Origin of the sequence: Embleya sp. NPDC056575 (assembly GCF_042793325.1) — a bacterium.
In the GTDB taxonomy this organism is placed as follows: Bacteria; Actinomycetota; Actinomycetes; order Streptomycetales; family Streptomycetaceae; genus Embleya.
In genome coordinates, this window is sequence record NZ_JBHTVA010000068.1 from 21,948 (window position 1) to 39,093 (window position 17,146).

A 17,146-nucleotide genomic window follows, 5' to 3' on the forward strand; every position below is an offset into this window, starting at 1 on the left:
CGGGTGGGACAAACGCGTCGAGAGTGGGTGATCAATGATCCCGGATGAGCCTCGGGCCTCGGAACCCGCAATCGGGCGCGGTCCGGGGGAGGTCCACCTGGAGGCACACGCCTCCGACGCCGCCCGTGTCTATCTGGCCGCCGGGGACCAGCATTTCTACTTCGTCGACGACGTGCGTTACGTGCGTCGGACCACACCGGGCGCAGTAGCGGGGGAATGCCCGTATCCGGGGTTGTCATCGTTCGGTCCCGAGCAGGCGAGGTGGTTCTTCGGACGGGACAGGCTGCTCGCGGAGTTGACCGAGCGCCTGGACGACCGCCGGGACCGCGGCGGGATGCAGATGGTCATTGCCCCGTCCGGGGCGGGGAAGTCCTCGTTGCTTCGGGCGGGCCTGGTACCGGCGCTCGCGCGGACCGCCCTGCCGGGCTCGCACCGTTGGCCGATGTTGGTGTTCACCCCGGGCGCCGACCCGCTCCACACGCTGGCCTGCCAGCTCGCCTCGTTGACCGGCGCCGACCCGGCCGTACTCGCCCGGGACCTTGCCGAGGATCCGCCATCGTGCCTGTCCGCTGTGTCCCGCCTCCTGCGCGAACACCTCGACGCTCAGGAGGCCCGACACGCCCGCGTCGTCCTGGTGGTCGACCAGTTCGAGGAGTTGTTCACCCAGTGCCACGACCGGGCGCGCCGACACACCTTCGTCGACGTACTCGCCCGCGTGGCCGCCGGCGGCGACCAAGCGCCCTTGGGGCTGGTCGTGGTGGGGGCACGCGCGGACTTCTACACCGCTTGCGTGGACCATCCCCCGTTGCGTACCGCGTTGCAGGACGCGCCCCTGGTGGTCGGTCCGATGTCGGACGCGGAGTTGCGCGAGGCGATCCTGCATCCCGCGCGGTCCGTGGGCGTACACGTCGAGGACGGGCTGGTCGGGCTGCTGCTCCGCGATCTGGGGACCACGGCGAGGGAGGGCACGCCGGGATCGACAGGCTACGAGGCCGGGCGGTTGCCGCTGCTGGCCCACGCGTTGCGGGCCACCTGGCGCCGGTGCGGCGCCGGCGGCACGCTCACGGTCGAGGGGTACGAACTCACCGGCGGCATCCACGGCGCCATCGCCCGCACGGCCGACGACGTCTACGAGCGTCTGGACGACACCGGCAGACAGGTGGCGGAATCGCTGTTCCTGCGACTGGTCAGGATCGGCGACGGGACGGAGGACACCCGACGGCGCCTGTCCCGCGCCGAGTTGGCAAACACCGCCGCCGACCCCGCGGTCGTCGCGCGGGTCGTGGACGCGTTCACCGACAAACGACTGCTCACCCGGCACCGCGACACGGTCGAGATCACCCACGAGGCCCTGCTCCACAGTTGGCCGGAGTTGCGGGGTTGGATCGATACCGACCGCGTCGGCCGATTGACCCACCAGACCCTGGAGGACGCGGCGGCCATCTGGGATCGGGAGAGTCGCGACTCGTCCCTGTTGTACACCGGCAACCGGCTGGAGGTTGTCGATGCCTGGGCGGCAAGGCATCCGGCGGACCCGAGTCCCACCGCCGTGGCGTTCCTGCGTGCGGCGAAGCGTCGGGAGCAACGCAGCCGGCGTGTGCGACGGCGTGTTCTCGCCGGGATCACGGCTCTGGCGGTGCTCGCCAGTGGCATCGCGGTGTTCGCCTTCCGTCAGAGGGATCGGGCGCAGGCTGCCGCGACGACGGCCATCACCAACCAGATCTCGGCCGAGGCACTGCAGTTGTCGGCCACTGATCCGGCACTGGCCGCCCAGCTCGCCCTGCTCGCCTACCGCAGAGAGCCGAACCGGGACCGCGCGTCACAGTTGATGAACCTGCAGAACAGCCCGACGGCCACCGCCCTGACCGCCGCGGGCGAGGCCGTATCGTCGATCGCGTTCGCTCCCCGGGAGCACGTACTCGCCACCGGCAACCGGGACGGCACAGTACGGTTGTGGAACGCGGGCGACCCACACCGCCCGAAGGCTTTGGGTCAACCGGCGAACGCACTCGCCGGCCAGGTCGACTCGCTGGCATTCAGCCCCGACGGGCACACCCTCGCCGCAGTGACCACCGACGGCACCGTCGCGCTGTGGAGCGTGAGCGACCCCCGAGCCCCGGCACCGCTCGGCGAGCCCTTGCCCGGAACCGGCGACGCCAGCGCCGGCGGCGTCGTCGCCTTCAGCCCCGACGGGCACACCCTCGCGGCGGGCGGCGGCATGCGCACGAACAGTGGTGGAAGCGGCTTCGTGAACCTGTGGAACGTGACCGACCCAACCCGTCCGATTGCCCTGAACGAACCTCTGATTCGCCCCATGGGCGCTGTGAAGTCCGTGCTGTTCAGCCCGGATGGCAAGGTCCTGATCACCGGCAGTTGGTACCTCGACCTGTGGGTTCTGGGCAGCCCCTCGGGGCGTGGGACAACCGGCGAGCCCTCCGCGCGATTCAGCACCGCGGGTAACGTCTTGGCATCAAGCCCTGACAGCAGTGTTGTCGTCGCAGGCGGCCCGAACGACTCGATCGAGTTCTTGGACCCGGCGAACCCACATGATCCCCTTACCCCTCGAATTTCTCAGCCCTTGGCCGGACGCGCCAGCCCCATCCTCTCGCTGGCGTTCGGTCCCGATGGGCGCACTCTGGCCATCGGCCACGGCAACGGCGTCATCAGTCTGTGGAACACGACCGACGCCGTGCAACCCGCAGCCTTAGGTCAGTTGCCGACCGCTTCGGCCGCCCCTGTGGAATCGGTCGCGTTCGGCCCCGACGGGCATACGCTGGCCGCGGTCCAAGGGCATGGCACCGTCGCCCTGTGGAGCCTGTCACCAACACTGCTCGCCGGGGGCGGTCCGGTGGCCTTCAGCCCGGACGGGCACACTCTCGCGACCTTGAACTCCATCACGTCGCCCCGACTGTGGAATGTCGCCGACCCGCACAATCCGTCACGTCTCGGTATGCCCCAGTCCGGTTCCTCGGCACCTGTCGGGTCGGTGGCGTTCAGCCCCGACGGCCATATCCTGGCTATCGGGAGCATCGGCGACAACGGGACAATATGGCTGTCGGACATCACAGATCCGCGCAAGCCAGTACCTCTGGGGCCACCACCGACCGGTTTCGCCGCCCCCGTCAACTCGGCGGCGTTCGCTCCGAACGGCCGCACGATCGCCGCTGGCAGCGGCGACGGCACTGTCCGACTGTGGAACGTGAGCGATCCCCGAACCCCGACCGCCCTCGGCAAGCCCCTGACCGGACCCAACGGACCCGTCAACTCCGTGGCCTTCAGCCCCAACGGACACACCCTCGCCACGGCCGGCGTCGACAACACCGTCCGCCTGTGGGAACTCGACGTGGATGCCGCCATCCAGCGCATCTGCGCGACAAGCTCGGGCGCGCTCACCCGGGAGCGGTGGAAGCAGTACGTGCCTCAACTCGCCTACCGGCCACCCTGCCAGGCGTGATCGACCTCCCCATTGCCGCCGTCAGCCGTGCTGCGGCGGGCGGGGACCCTTCTGGTCGAGGGGGAAGTCCTGGGTGGGCTCCGGGGCCGTGGGAGCATCGACGTGCATGGACGTGTAGGCCTCGCCGGTCAGGCCTGTGACGGTCACCGTGGCGGGGTAGGGAATGCGCCTGCCCCGAGCGCAGCTCGGTGTGCAGTCCTTCCGCCAGAGCTGTCCGGTGGCGGTGGCGGTGGGTCGGCCCCAGGCCGACCAGGTCAGACCACTCAAGCTCAACCCGCCATCACCGCAGAGCAGGATGAACTCCTCAGGTTGGGCGACCGGTGCACCGCCACAGTCGTAGATCACTGTTGCGGACGCCGCCTTCGGTTCGGTCGTCGCCGGGCGCGACGGGGGTACGGCCGGGGCCGATGGCGTCGAGACCGCCTGCGGTCGCGTCGGGGTCGGGCTGCTTCCCGAATCGTCGCATCCCGACACCCCGATCAGCAGCGCGACCGCACCGCACGTCACAGCGAGGACGGGTAAACCACGCCGCCGGTCCGTCTTTCGCGTCGCCTGCCGCACGGGCCCTCCAAGAAGTTGTCTGGCTTCGGGAACGAACCGCGAAATGCAGAAATCATCCGCATACGGCCGGTGGTACCTGTCGCGTCGATACCTCAGGCCACCCCGCTCGCACACGGCGGCGCGATGGCGAGGTACAGATCTCGGGCCTTCCGAAACGAACGGACGGGCGGAGTTCTTCGAGGGCCACGACCCGACAACTCCCCGTACGCCTCGTGTATATCGCCTCCCACGACCCCGGGTACCCCGATCACGGGAATCGGCACGGCGCGGGCTCGCTTCGCCGGACGGGCGCCTGTTCCGCCGGGGATTCCCCGGCGGGGCGACCGGGTTCTACTGTGGGGACGTATCCGTGCCCGCACGGACCGTGACGGTTCGTGGAGTGGCGCGAGTGACGCACGGACGGGAGGAGACACGCATGGGCGAGCATCGCGACCCCAGCACCGACGACGGGAACCATCCCGGCAGGCCGATCCCACCACCGATACCGCCGGACAAGCCACCGAACCCCGGCACCCCCACGAAGAAGTGAGTGACATGGCCGTCGACACCGACATCGCGGCCGCGGATACGGAGCAGGCCCCCGGGGGCCTGCTCCGGCGCGTCGAGGACGTCGTCGGGGCGCTGCCCGGGCCCTGGCGCGAGGCGTTCGCGGGGGTGCCTCGGCACGCGTTCCTGCCCGATGTGATCTGGCTGCGCACCGCGGACGGTCTCGGGCACGAGCGGGTGGTCCGCGGGGAGGATCCGGCGCGGTGGTGGGACGCGGCCTACGCGGACGTCCCCGTGGTCGTGCAGGTGCGCGACGGAATGCCGTGGGAGGCGGGGCAGACGCCGTGGCCGTCGTCGTCGGTGTCGCAGCCCTCGATCGTCGCCGCGACGCTGCTCGCGCTCGAACCGGCCGTCGGCGACACGGTGTTGGAGATCGGCACGGGTGCCGGCTGGAACGCCGGGCTCCTGGCCCATCGGCTCGGCGGCGATCGGGTGGTCACCGTGGAGGTGGATCCGGTCCTGGCCGCGAGCGCGAGCGGGCGCCTGGAGGCACTCGACCTGCGCCCGCGCGTGGTCACCGGCGACGGCGAGCAGGGGTGGGCGCCGGGCGGGCCGTACCGACGGATCGTGTGCACGTGTTCGGTCACCCGCGTCCCCTCCGCGTGGCTGCAACAGACCGTACCCGGCGGGCGGATCGTCACGCCGTGGGCCACCGCCTGGGCCGCCTGGGGCACGCTGCGCCTAGACGTCGACGACGACGGCACCGCGCGCGGGCGGTTCGGGCCCGGCGGGGCGTTCATGGCCATGCGCGGCCACCGCTCCCCCGTCACCGACGTGGCCGACGTCGTCCGCCCCGACCACCGGCCCGACACGTCGATCACCACGCTGTCGCCGTGGGCCGTCGCGGGCGGCGACCGCCACGACGAGGCCGTCATGGGCCTGCTGCTGCCCGGACTGTGGACCCACTGGAACGACGAACCCGACGAGAGCGGCGTGCGGTCACGGTTGTGGGTCGGCGACGACGCCGGGACATCGTGGGCGAGCGTCGACTACGACGGACACCAGCTCGACACCTTCCGCGTCCGCCGGCACGGGCCCCGCCGCGTCTGGGACGAGGTCGAAACGGCGTGGGGGTGGTGGAACGAGCACGGACGTCCCGCCTTCGACACCTTCGGCCTCGACATCCACCCCGACGGGAAGCAACGCGTTTGGTGCGACAAGACACCCGGCGCGACCTGGGCGGTACCCCGACACTGACCACATCCTGCCCAAGCACGTGCGGGGGGCGTCGGTGCGAGGGGCACTCGACCCGGCAGGCATCGATTGCCAGGGGGCGCACCGGGGCGCGGGACACCACCGCGGCACGGTCGCCCCAGCCGGCTCGACAGCACCGACCGTCGCCCCGAAGTCGTCCTCGCGCCGGGCCGGCGCGGACTGGTCGTCTTGCGCCGGCGGTGTACACCCGCGACCGGCGGAAACAGCAGGACCCGCCCCCGGTGGAAACCTCCGATTCGTGCGGCACGCCGACCCTGCCCCACCCGGGCCGGGACCGGAACCCGCCCGGATGAGGCTCCCGGGGAGCACCTATACGCTGAGGCGATGACCGGGTTCGACGACACCGACCGACGGCAACTCGCCCTGGTGTTGCACGAATACGCCGAACACGTCCTGGACGAGGTGGCCATACTGCGGGTGCGGACGAAGTACGGGGACGCGTACCTCGAGATGTTCCGTACGATCCCCCCTGGCACCACCGACGGCTACTTCCACTCGATCGACCCTCTGCTGCCGCCGCTCGGCGCGCGGGAGAACCGATTCACCCCCGCCCACGAGATCCGACTCGCCGTCCTGCTCCACGCCTACGCCGAACACGAACTCGACCAGTGGACCGCGCTCGAGACACGCACCACCCGCGGTCCGGTCTACATCGGCATCACCAACTCCACTCCCTACAGCGGGACCCACGACGACGCCCGGCCGCTCGACCACCTCCTCCCCACACCGGCCACCGACAACCAAAGGGACACCCGCTGAACCTGCGGGAACGAGGCAAATCCCGTGGGTCGCACGCGGGGTTGCGGACGCGGGAGGGGATGAGGATCGGTCCGGCACGCATCACCGGCACGACGCGATCCCGCCGAATGGATCACGGGCGGGTCCGATCCTCGGCGAGGCGGGTGAGGTGGTCGGACAGCCCGTCCAGGCCCGTGACGTCCAGAGGTTGCGGGACGTCGCGCAGGAGCGCGATGCACGGTCCGCCGGGCAATCAACGTCCAGCCCGGGTGCGTCACCGTGACCAGGCGGGTGTCCCGGCGTGCCTCGCCCCACCGCACGCCCTGCGGGTTCGCGGTCGCGGCGAGCGCGGCCTACTCGGACACGAACGCGGCCGTTCGCGGATGGGTCAGGTCGGGCGTGACGGCCGGGTCGACCAGGCGCACCGGCGCCGGAGCGGGGTCGTAGTCGCCGTACATGTGGGCGTCGTCCAGCCACGCGTGCTCGTGGTCCCGGCGGGGCCGGTGGTACTCGAGTTCCTCGGTGATCCGGGCAACCTGCACACGGTGGGACCCGGCCCTCGCGGCTTCCCCCCGTCGGCGGGCGCAGGATCGGCCGGTCGGTGACCGAGTCACACGGCTCGGGGAGGCCGTGCAGGCCCAGGGTGCAGGTCAGGGGCCATCCCGGCGGGTCCGCGACGAGGTCGCCCGGCTCGACGTCCGCGTGGGCCCCGTCGTTTCCAAGTGCGACACCCCAGGCGACGGCGCAGGCGACGCCCCAGGCGACGGGTCAACGGTCCGGCGGGTCGGCGCCAACTCGATGCGGACGCCGACCGGAAGCAACAGGCTATCCAACTGGGAATGCCCCTGTTTCCTACAGCCGCCAGCCTGAACTCTGCCAATCCATAAAAGATAAGAAGCGGAATTGCGCGTTGTCCAGCACCCTGCCGGCGCGACAGGAGATTTCGCGTCACAAGTTCAACCCCTACGCAGGGCCGAAGAGGAAATCGCCCTGCCTACCGATCAGAGTCCCAATGCTCGTCGCCAACCGCATTGTCAGCGAACTCGCGGACGACTAGGTCAACTTCCCTCCGGTGTTCAACGTCGAGCTGGTTGTACAGATCATCAAACTCCTCATCGGGCAGAGACTCAATATTCGCGGTCAGTTCTGCTACGATGCCGGCTTGTTGATCATTGGATTCTCTGTCAGCTTGATCCCCCTGGTTTCGCAGTTGGGTCTCCATGTGGTCGATGGCGCAATCGCCACACAGATTACGTTCGGCAGAATTCAATTCCTGCGTGATTTCCGTTCGATAAGAAAGGTCATAATTGTAATTGGCATCAAATTGCGACTGCGCGTCAGCCACGTAGTATTTGATGCCACATCCACGACACATCATGCTCAAGAACCTCTTTCAACTGTGCAGCATGTCAACTCGGAAACGAGGGGCGCCAACCTCTACAGGAGTCCAACCTTCGGTCTGGGGTTCTCCTGATCCTCAGTCAGTCGTCCGCCATCCATGGGCAGGGACTGGTAGGCGGTGGTGATCGCGCGTGCTGAAGCCGCAGCACAGGGCATCGAGTTCGCATCATCGCCGTATCGTACGGACCGTTGAGACTCAGCCATGGCCGGTTCGGTGAAGTCGAGGACCTGGAGATCAACACGGCCAGCGCCGAGGACCAGGCGGCTCAGCCTGACGTCACACTCAATACCTCAACGGTCCTTCTGGTTGCCCATATTCGGCCTGATCGCCGGACGCTCCAGGCTCCCGTGACCACTTCTCGGAACCCGCCACGTCTGATTAGACGACCGGGCAGCTGAACCAGGCAGGATCTCGACGCCGATCCCCGGGATATCGCGCGTCCGGTCACGCCGGGCAGTGCCTCGGATCTCGGCAATCGTATGATCCTGGCGCCGATCGCCTTGAATCGGAATCTGGATGACGAAGCCGTACGGATCATGGCGAGGCAGTTCGCCAACGGCGATCGCGACGGGGACGGCTTGCCCGACGCCGATCCGATCAACGTGGTCGTCCTGGTCCCCGGCAGACGCGCGGCGACGGCCTGGGAACCGTATGCGGACCACACCCATTTCGTCGGTGACCTCCAAGAAGGCGTGGCGAGATTGCGGTCCGGCCATGTCGGCCTGGTGGTGCTGGTGAACAAGTACGACGGTGTGGACCTGCCCGACGACGCGTGCCGCCTGTTGATCCTGGACGGCGTTCCCCGCCCGTTGGACGCGGTCGAACGGCGCGAGGCCATCGCGCTGTCGAACAGCCCGGCACGTTTGACGCGCGAGGTCCAGCACATCGAACAGGGCATGGGGCGGGGCGTGCGCGACAGCAAGGACTACTGCGCGGTGCTCCTGCTCGGAGCCGAACTCGGTATGGCGACCCACGACGCGCGCCAGCTGAGGCTGTTCTCGCCCGCGACGCGGGCCCAGTTGGCCTTGAGTCGCGACATCGCGAATCAGATCACGGGAGAGGGCCTGAACTCCGTCCGCCAGGCGCTGTCGGCGTGTCTGACCCAGAACCCGGCCTGGGTGGAGCGCAGTCGGCGGGCGTTGGCCGATGTCCGCTACGAGCGGGACAGCACGATCCGGCCCCAGGCCATCGCCGTGCGTGAGGCGTTCGATCTCGCCGCAACGGGCCGATCCGGTGAAGCCGCCGAGCGCATCCGGAAGGCTGTCAACGGCAGCGACGATCGCGCGTTGCGCGGCTGGCTGGGCGAGCAGAGGGCCGCCTACCTCCACCTGACCGACCCCGTCGCGGCGCAGCACGCCCTGGTGAACGCGTTGAGGGAGAACCAGTTCGTGTTGCGCCCCGCCGCGGGTGTGGCTGCGCCGGCGTTGAAGCGGGTGTCGCTGGTGGGTCGGCCGACGGGGTCGAGGTCGGCATGCAGGGATCGTGTCCGTACCAAGCCCGCGGAGCGGCGGCGTTTTGTCCGTCGTCACGACGCCGACCATGGCCGGCACTCGCGGCTTTGTCGCTCGTCGTCGGAGGGCGTCCCGGATCGCTCTACCGTGGGCGGCATGGTGACGGTGCCGTGGCGTGCTCTGAGTGACAACGAGAAGAAGTATCGGGCGCTCGTGTCGATGCTGGTCCTGCGACTGCGGCCCCGAGCGCGGTCGATCGAGGGGTCCGGGGGAGACCGGGGGAAAGACCTCGTCGAATACGACGAGGACAACCGGCTGATCATCTACGAACTGAAGTCGTTCACGGGCCGGTTGGACAAGGACCGCCGTCGCCAGGTCAAGGATTCACTGATCACGGCCGCGCAGCACCAACCAGACGCATGGGATCTGCTGGTCCCCGTTCTGCCCACGAACGGCGAGTGGGAGTGGTTCGACGGCCTGCGCAAGGACTTCCCCTTCGTCCGCAAGATGTGGCACCGCGACCGCTTGGACGAGAAGCTGTCGAAACATACCGATCTGGTGCGCAGTGTCCAGGAGCCGGACGGCTATCTGGCGGAGCGGATGGCGGAACTCAACGCGGAGCATGCCGTGATGCATCGCGGTATCCCGGATCTGGTGGAGCGGTACGAGGCGCTGGAGCGCCGCGCGCGTGAGATATCCGTCCACTACGACGTGTCCGTCTCGCGGACCGGGTCGGGCACGACGACGAGGGTGTCGGCGAAGCGCGGGGGCGGGGCGGTCGAGCTGCCGCCCATCGTCTTGTCGGGGGAGGTGGCTTTCGAGCGCGGAGCGGTGGGCGACGCGGCGCGGCGGGAGTTGGAGGAGGCGCTGACGTACGGCGGGGACGTGCGGTTGGGCGGGGAGCACTTGCGTCGGTGGCGTGTGCGGGCACCGGGCGAGTTGGGGTTGTCCGAAACCGTGGAACGGCCCCATCGGCTGACGTTGTCGGCGCTTCGGATTCCCTTGCGCCCGGCGTTGTGTGCGACGTTGAGTCTGCTGGGTGGATCGGGTATTCCCGTGCGTTCGGTGCCGGTGCGCTTCGACGAGCGCGCGCAGGGCCGGATGGGCGCGACGTACCACGGCGAGGACCTCACCGGGCTGTGGTCGACGCGGCTGCGGGTGGACGAACGCGGGTGGACGCTCGACGTGACCCAACGCGAGGGGGCGATGCTGCCGGGAGCGGTGCTGCCGATGGTGCGGCTGCTCGCCGCGGCCCGGGCCGGAGACACGCTTCGCCTGGGCATGCCGGTCGACGGGCACACCCGCTTTCTCGACGTCGTGCTCACCGACGACCTCCAGGACGACGACTACCGCGTGTGGGCGAGCGCCGTGGAGACCCTGCACGCCGTCCAGGAACGCACCGCGGCGTCGTTTCCCGTCCCGGCGCGGATGACCGGTCTCGATGTCCGCAACGTCCGGGACGCCCTGTGTCTGCTCGACGGCGAAGCCGTGACGGTGGGGAACGGTGACGTCCTGACGATCAAGGGTCTGCATCCTGGCGCGGGGGCCCTGGGGCGATTGACCGCGCCGGGGCGGTTCCAGGTCGCGGTGGTCCGGCAGGCGTTCGCGTACGACTTCGAGGGATGGCAACTTCCCCTGGGGCCCTGTGCGGAGACGTGCGTGGTCGAGGGGCTGATCAACCCCGACGAGGTGCGCGAGGCCATCGCGTCGGGAGGCCCGACACGGTTGTGTCTTCGCCTGGCCCCCGGACAGGAACTGCAGCGGCGGCTGCTGGCACACCTGCCGCCCGGCGCCGACCTGCCCACGGCCTCGGGCATGTTGTACGTGCGGCCGTGGCCTGCGGAGGCAGAAGACGCGGTACCCGAACGAGACTGACCGGGCAACCGCCCGGGTCCGTCGATTGCACTCCTCGGCCGCGCTCCTGGTCGCGGACGAGGGCTACGTCCGCCTGGTGGCGTCCGCGCTCCGACCGGCCCGGCGGGCGCTGTCTACCAGGATGAGCCCGAGGCCCGGCAGGTGCCCTCGATCTGCATTCCTCAACAGGCCGCCAAGGAGCTGCCAGTGGAGCAACACGGCGTCCTGGACATCCTGCGCGAACCCAGGACCGTCGCGCGCCGGGGCGGGTGTCGGTTGCGGGGTGGGCGGGCGGCCCTCGTGGGGTCCTCATATATCCGCCTCGTGCGTGGTGTGCGGGCTGTGCCCCTCCGACGGAGGTGAACCGGTACGGCCTCGCCAGCGCATGCGCGCTGTCGAGGCCGTACCCTTCGCGACCCCGCCGGCCGCCGAGGACACCGCCGCCCGGCCCACGTGAAGGCTTCGCCGAGATGCGGTTCGTGCCGGGCCCCGGCTCTGCCTTTGCGGCGGCGCAGCGGGGCGGTCGTTTCGGGTGTTGCGGTTCGGTGGGTGAAGGCGCGATGCCACGATGGTCGGCATGAGGCAACGATTACGACAAGTGGTGCGCGATTCCTGCCGATCCGGCGAACTGTCCTGTCGTGATCGATGCCGCGCGGGGCGCCGAACCGGGCCCGGGCCGGGGCGAGACGGCGTCGGGCGGAGGCGGTCGATTCCGGCGCCGGCTCCGGCGGGTGTTCCGTCGGGCGGGGACGACGGTCCCGCCCGTGGACGGTCCCCCGTCGCCTCCGGCTGTGTCGAGGCGGGGTGGGACGCGCCGGAACAGGTTTCGGTCGGGCTGATGGACGGCGACGAGTTCGAGCGGCGCCTCACCGCGAATCGCGCTCGCCGGGCGGCGCTCGAGGAGCGACGCACCGCGGTGTACCGGCTGTTCGACGTTGACGGTGTCCTGTTGTACGTGGGGATCTCCACGGGCCCGAGGAAGAGGTTCCACGGCCACCGATACGGCAACAAGCGGTCGAAGCCGAAGGGCCGCAGGTCGCGTCGACCCGCATCGAGTGCTTCGCCTCCCGCGCGCAGGCCGAATTCGCGGAGTCGTTCGCCGTCGTCACCGAACACCCGCGCCACAACAAGGCCAAGACCGGGGAGGCGGCCGCCCGCCGGTTCCGCCACCGCTGGCTGGAGGAGCGCCTCGTCGGTGGACCCCGTCCGGTACCGGACGCGGGCGCGGACGTATGGAGGGTATGGGACGAGTTCACCGCCAAGATCTGCGGCCACGAGGTGCCGTTCGAGCTGTGGTGGAGCCCGCACCGGCCGTGCAACCGGCTGATGGCGGAACGCGCCGAGGCGGCACGCGAGCACGGTCGAACGATCCCGGAGCACACCGCGTGGCCGCTGCGGGCCGGGGAGCTGACACGCCTGACGCGTCATCGTCACGGTCACTGCGAGCGTTGCCGGGCGCCGTACCCGTGCGTGGTGGTCCGCTCGGCCGCCACGCGCTTCGCGAACGACCCGCAGTACGCACTGCTGTGGGGCCCGCCGGTTACGTTGTGAGCGCATTCCGGATCGGCGTACCGCGCGGCGATGGGACGTGATCGAGTCGGGCAGTTCGTCCGACATCGGAAGCACCTGAGCATGTACGCTCCCCCTCCGCCTGGACGGCCACCGGCACGACGACACGGCGAGGACTCCGGGCGCCCCAATCGGGTGGGCTGCGCAGACCCGGCTTGGTGGGCCTCGCGCTCGCGCCTGTGGTCCGTGCTCAGTCGTCGATGAAGTCTCGATCAACCGAGGTGGGCAGGGTCCTCACGACCACTAACCCAAATCACATCAACGAACTAGACCAACCCCAGCCCGGGAACCTGAAGCGCCAGCCCCAGAACCAGCACCGGCACCCCGACCACAAACCGCCGCCGCCGAAGACACGCGGTCGACACGAACCCGGCGAGGGTCACCACGAAGCTGAGCGCGCAGATCCCGAGCGTCCACCGAAAGTCACTTCGATACCGTGCCCGACACGCGGCGGCATCGCAGATCCCCGACCCATCCGCGACACCGTAGAGCGCGAACAGATCCACCATCGCCATCACCACGAACACCCCGAGCGTCGCGACCCCGGCCAGCGCGGCCAGAACCCCATGCACCCCACCACGCGGCGTCGAAACCGTCTTCTTCATGCCGAGCACCCTACGAACCGGCCCCACCCCGGAGCATCCGCACACATACTCAGCCGGGTACCCAAGTGGCCCCGCCAGCCCCGGCCGGCCGCGGCCGGGCCCCGGCCGGCGCGATCCACCACCCGACACGAAGTCCCCGTCGTTTCCCAGGAAGCGCCGGATCGATGGAGGAACCCGCCACCGAGACACGGCGGGTCCTCACGTGGCAAGCCCTCGGGCACCGTCGACCGGCAGGCCGCGTCGAACCTGCGGACGGTCCGCTACGTCCCGGGCCGGTCCGGGGAGCGGTGCCGGGCCGGTCGCACGCAGGTCGGTGCCGGTGAGCAGGCCCGCGCACGGAGGGCCCCGGGTGGGCTCGAGCACTGTGCCGAGGACGAAGCCGACTGGGGCGACGAAGGCGATGAACACGACAACGACGGTGCCGGAGCGTTGCGCATGCATGGCGGACGCCCGGTCCACTCGTCGCTGCCGTCCCGCCGCACGCGAACCCGGACACCTCCACGACGGCACCATCGCGATGGCATCCATCCGCCTTCGGCCCGATCGCTCCCGGCGCCACATCCGGCTCGACATCGTCGAACACCCTCGATATCGAGGAGACCTCGTCGGCGAACGCCGTCGGATCTTTCCCGGGCCCGGTCCGACCGTTCGATCACCTGCATCGGTCGGTCCGAGGGCCCTAGATTCACTCTTCTACAGCAGGGGGTAGATGAGCGACGACACCGACGACACCTCGACTCCCGAGGGTCTGGAGCGCTTGGATGCTCGCAAGAGTGACAAGAGGGACCTGGTCGACGGGCAACTGCCGATGACGGCCCGCGAGGAGCAGATCAGTCTCGCGTTCACCCGGATGATCACGTACGCGGCCGGGTGCGCCGTCAAGACGCACGACACCGACTACGAGGGTGTGGATCTCACCATCGCGTCGTCGGTGGAGTACAAGCGGATTCTCGGACCGCAGTTCGATCTCCAACTCAAGGCGACGATTCAGCACAAATTGCTCACCGACGAGCGCATGGCGTGGCCGATGAAGGTCAAGCCGTTCCGCAAGCTCGTGCGCGGCAACGACGGGAAACGGCACATCCCCGCCTATCTCGGGGTGCTCGTTCTCCCCGAGGACGCGTCCGAATGGGTCGTGGTCGACGAGAATCGTCTGATCACGGAGAGCCGCATGTTCTGGCAGGCGGCTTCCGCCTTTCCCGGTGGGACGGCGTCCAAGCTGACGCAGACCGTCCATTTGCCGAGACGTAACCTGTTTACCGTCGAGCAGCTGCTCGGCATCATGGAGACTATCGGCGAAGGCGAGAGGTGGTCGTGATGGGCGTTGCCGAGCTCGACGGCTACCGCGAGGTGGCCTCCACCCTCACACCGACCGCCGTGTCGCAATTCCTCGCCTCCCGGGACTGGGAACTCGAGGCACGACAGCCCGACGTCCGTGAAATCTGGCGCCTGGTATCCAGCGGCGGCGCAGTCGAAGGTCGGGTCCTGGTCCCCCTTGCCACCGGCTGGGCGGACTTCCGGCAGCGGTTCCAGGAAACCCTGGAATCGCTGGCCTACATCCACGACTGGGACGCGCAGGAGCTGTACGAGCGGGTCGTGGGCACGCACGCGGATCTGTTCTTCGTGCGGCTCGACCAGGCCATGACTGACGGGACCATCCCGTTCCACCAGGCCGAGAAGACCATCGAGGCGCTCTACAAGATGATCCGCGCGGCCGCGACGACCACCGCCTCCCCCGCGCATCCGCATCGCGGCCGGCTGCCGGCCGGTGTGTCCGACTTCCTGGACGACGACGTGCGGCTCGGACACACCAAACGGGGCAGCTTCGTCTTCACCCTCGTGACCCGGCTGGGGCCGCCGTCCGCACCCGATCGCGATGACGACGGCTCGTCGCGGGACGTCGTGCAGCCGTTTCCCCGACGGGTGATGGAGACCCTGGCGCGCGGCCTGGAGACCACGGAACGCCTCAGTCGCCAATGGGACGAGAGCGTGATCGAGAACCCGGGTGGACAGGGGGTGAGTGCCGGTCTGATCGAGTCGTTGGAGGACATCGTCGCGCCGCACCTGCGCTCGCTGAACCTGTCGTTCGAATGGGCCGCCGCCGCTCCCCGCCCGGACGTGGGGCTGGCGACCATCGTCTTCGATCGCGACGTGATGGTGGAACTGCCCCGCGTCCGCGAACGGCTCGTGCGCCAGGAGGAACCACCGCGGCAGGAGACCCTGGTGGGGGTGGTGCACGGCCTGCAACGCGACGAGGCCGGCCCCGACGAGGAAGAGACCGCGTCGGTCACCCTGGTCGCCGAAGTCCGCGGCAGAACACGCAAGGTCCACATGACCCTGTCCGGCGCCGACCACGACTGGGCCGTTATTGCGTATCGGCACAAGGTGCCGTTCACCCTCACCGGCATGCTGGCCTTCGAACGCCGGGCATGGCGACTGACCGACGTCGAGGTCGACTCCAGCTTCCTACGCCACACCTTGGCCCGGGGAAGCAACCCGTCCGGCGACACCGAGCCCGTTTAGGTTCCGCGGCTGAACGACGTCGCGTCGGGCGTCGGCTGTGACCCGGGCCCTCGTCCGGGTCACAGCACGCAACGCCGGACCCCTGCAGACCACAACGACATCTCGAGGTCGAAATTCCTTGAGCGCACGACTCTCCCGGCCGCGGCCGGGCGGTGATCCGACCTGATTCACAGGCATTCGCTGCGGAGCGTGGCGCCGCCGCGCCGCCCCGACGACGTTACCGGCGCGTCGTTGCGCGAAATGGCGGGGTGCGACGGATCACTGACGTAGCGTCGAGGGCGGTCGCCGGTGCCTGGAGCGCCGGCAGGAGCCGGTCCCAGAGGCCGGAGTCGGGAGTACTGCCATGCCTATTTCGTCGAGGCCGGACCCGCGCCCGGTGGTGTACACGATCCGGGACCGTGACAACCGCATCGTCTACGTCGGTCGCGGCCGGAGTGAGGACCGCGCGCAGAGCCACGCGGCCGACACCCACAACGCGAGGCTCGCCGCCATCCTGGACACCCCCGGCTACACGATCGACGTCGCCGAGATGCCCGACCACGCCACCGCCGCCGTGGTGGAGAGCATCCTGATCGACGTCCTGTCCCCCGGCGTGAAGGCGAAGCTCGCCAACGTCCGCCGGGAGAGGTGGCGCTTCACCCCGCTCGGCACACCTCCCGAATACGCCCACCGCCTCGGTATGGAGCCGCTGACGGTCGCCGACCTCGGACGGAGCCTGAACGGAGTCTTGATCGTGTTCCACAGCTCCAAGCCGTATCGGGACCTGGACCGACCGCGGGCCGACGCCGGCGGAACCGACCCGGCAGTACTCGCCGAGAACACCGTCCGCTGGTGGCAACTCGGCCCCTGGGCCCGACAGTGGGCCGCCGACCCGCAGACCGCGCCACGTGCCGTGGTCGCGGTCAAAGGTCCCACCGCCCGCCGCTACGTCCGAAGCGCCATCGCCACCGACCCCGCCGGTTGGACCACCGCCACCCGCGAAGGCGCGTCCTACCAGATCCCCACCATCCACAACGGTGACACGTGGACCCACGACAATCTCGACCACGCCCGGCTGCGCGGCCGGCTCGTCCACGACGCCAAGTTCAGCAACCGCGCCCAGGACCTGGTCATCTGGGTCGACTCCACCGGCACCGCGCACCACCAGTCCTGACCCGCCACGGCGCCGTGGCATGTGCGCCGACGCGCCCTCGCGGGTGGCGTCCGGACGACCGGTCGGGAGGGCTGG

General features: G+C 69.5%; 12 protein-coding genes. 8 read left to right on the forward strand and 4 right to left on the reverse strand.

Features of this window, described 5'->3' with window-relative positions; translation table 11 throughout:
- Positions 1-34 precede the first annotated feature (34 nt).
- Positions 35-3,454 carry an AAA family ATPase gene (locus ACFRCG_RS37995; protein ID WP_380040108.1) on the forward strand — a complete coding sequence of 1,140 codons (3,420 nt, stop codon included), beginning with the start codon at positions 35-37 and terminating at the stop codon, positions 3,452-3,454.
- Between the two features lie 21 nt (positions 3,455-3,475).
- Here ACFRCG_RS37995 and ACFRCG_RS38000 read toward each other — a convergent pair whose 3' ends face one another.
- On the reverse strand, positions 3,476-3,601 hold the full coding sequence (locus ACFRCG_RS38000; protein ID WP_380040110.1) for a hypothetical protein: 126 nt from the start codon (positions 3,599-3,601) through the stop codon (positions 3,476-3,478).
- 948 nt (positions 3,602-4,549) lie between these two features.
- On the opposite strand from ACFRCG_RS38000, the gene ACFRCG_RS38005 reads away from it, so the two are divergent.
- Together ACFRCG_RS38005 and ACFRCG_RS38010 are read left to right on the forward strand one after the other, a co-directional pair.
- On the forward strand, positions 4,550-5,758 hold the full coding sequence (locus tag ACFRCG_RS38005) for a methyltransferase domain-containing protein (protein ID WP_380040112.1): 1,209 nt from the start codon (positions 4,550-4,552) through the stop codon (positions 5,756-5,758).
- A gap of 342 nt (positions 5,759-6,100) precedes the next feature.
- Positions 6,101-6,535, forward strand: coding sequence for a hypothetical protein (locus tag ACFRCG_RS38010; RefSeq protein ID WP_380040114.1), 435 nt, complete (start codon positions 6,101-6,103; stop codon positions 6,533-6,535).
- A gap of 332 nt (positions 6,536-6,867) precedes the next feature.
- Here ACFRCG_RS38010 and ACFRCG_RS38015 read toward each other — a convergent pair whose 3' ends face one another.
- Entirely contained in the window at positions 6,868-7,056 is a 189-nt protein-coding gene (locus ACFRCG_RS38015; protein WP_380040116.1) for a hypothetical protein, read from the reverse strand.
- A gap of 452 nt (positions 7,057-7,508) precedes the next feature.
- A complete protein-coding gene (locus ACFRCG_RS38020; RefSeq protein ID WP_380040118.1) occupies positions 7,509-7,859 on the reverse strand; it encodes a hypothetical protein in 351 nt (116 codons plus the stop codon).
- Positions 7,860-8,452: 593 nt separating this feature from the next.
- Between ACFRCG_RS38020 and ACFRCG_RS38025 the strand changes: the two genes are divergently transcribed.
- The gene (locus ACFRCG_RS38025) at positions 8,453-11,242 is read left to right on the forward strand and encodes a helicase C-terminal domain-containing protein (protein WP_380040120.1); all 2,790 of its coding nucleotides are present in this window, start codon (positions 8,453-8,455) and stop codon (positions 11,240-11,242) included.
- Between the two features lie 1,257 nt (positions 11,243-12,499).
- Positions 12,500-12,772, forward strand: a complete 273-nt coding sequence (locus ACFRCG_RS38030) for a hypothetical protein (RefSeq protein ID WP_380040122.1) — start codon at positions 12,500-12,502, stop codon at positions 12,770-12,772.
- 284 nt (positions 12,773-13,056) lie between these two features.
- Here ACFRCG_RS38030 and ACFRCG_RS38035 read toward each other — a convergent pair whose 3' ends face one another.
- Positions 13,057-13,404, reverse strand: coding sequence for a hypothetical protein (locus tag ACFRCG_RS38035; RefSeq protein WP_380040124.1), 348 nt, complete (start codon positions 13,402-13,404; stop codon positions 13,057-13,059).
- Positions 13,405-14,104: 700 nt separating this feature from the next.
- On the opposite strand from ACFRCG_RS38035, the gene ACFRCG_RS38040 reads away from it, so the two are divergent.
- The 3 genes from ACFRCG_RS38040 (at position 14,105) to ACFRCG_RS38050 (ending at position 17,071) form a co-directional block, all read left to right on the forward strand.
- Positions 14,105-14,713: a DUF4365 domain-containing protein gene (locus ACFRCG_RS38040; protein WP_380040126.1), complete on the forward strand. Its 609-nt coding sequence runs from the start codon at positions 14,105-14,107 to the stop codon at positions 14,711-14,713.
- Positions 14,713-15,918: a hypothetical protein gene (locus ACFRCG_RS38045; RefSeq protein WP_380040128.1), complete on the forward strand. Its 1,206-nt coding sequence runs from the start codon at positions 14,713-14,715 to the stop codon at positions 15,916-15,918. Before ACFRCG_RS38040 ends, ACFRCG_RS38045 begins: the two co-directional genes overlap by 1 nt.
- Positions 15,919-16,261: 343 nt before the next feature.
- Positions 16,262-17,071: a hypothetical protein gene (locus ACFRCG_RS38050; protein WP_380040130.1), complete on the forward strand. Its 810-nt coding sequence runs from the start codon at positions 16,262-16,264 to the stop codon at positions 17,069-17,071.
- Positions 17,072-17,146: the final 75 nt, after the last annotated feature.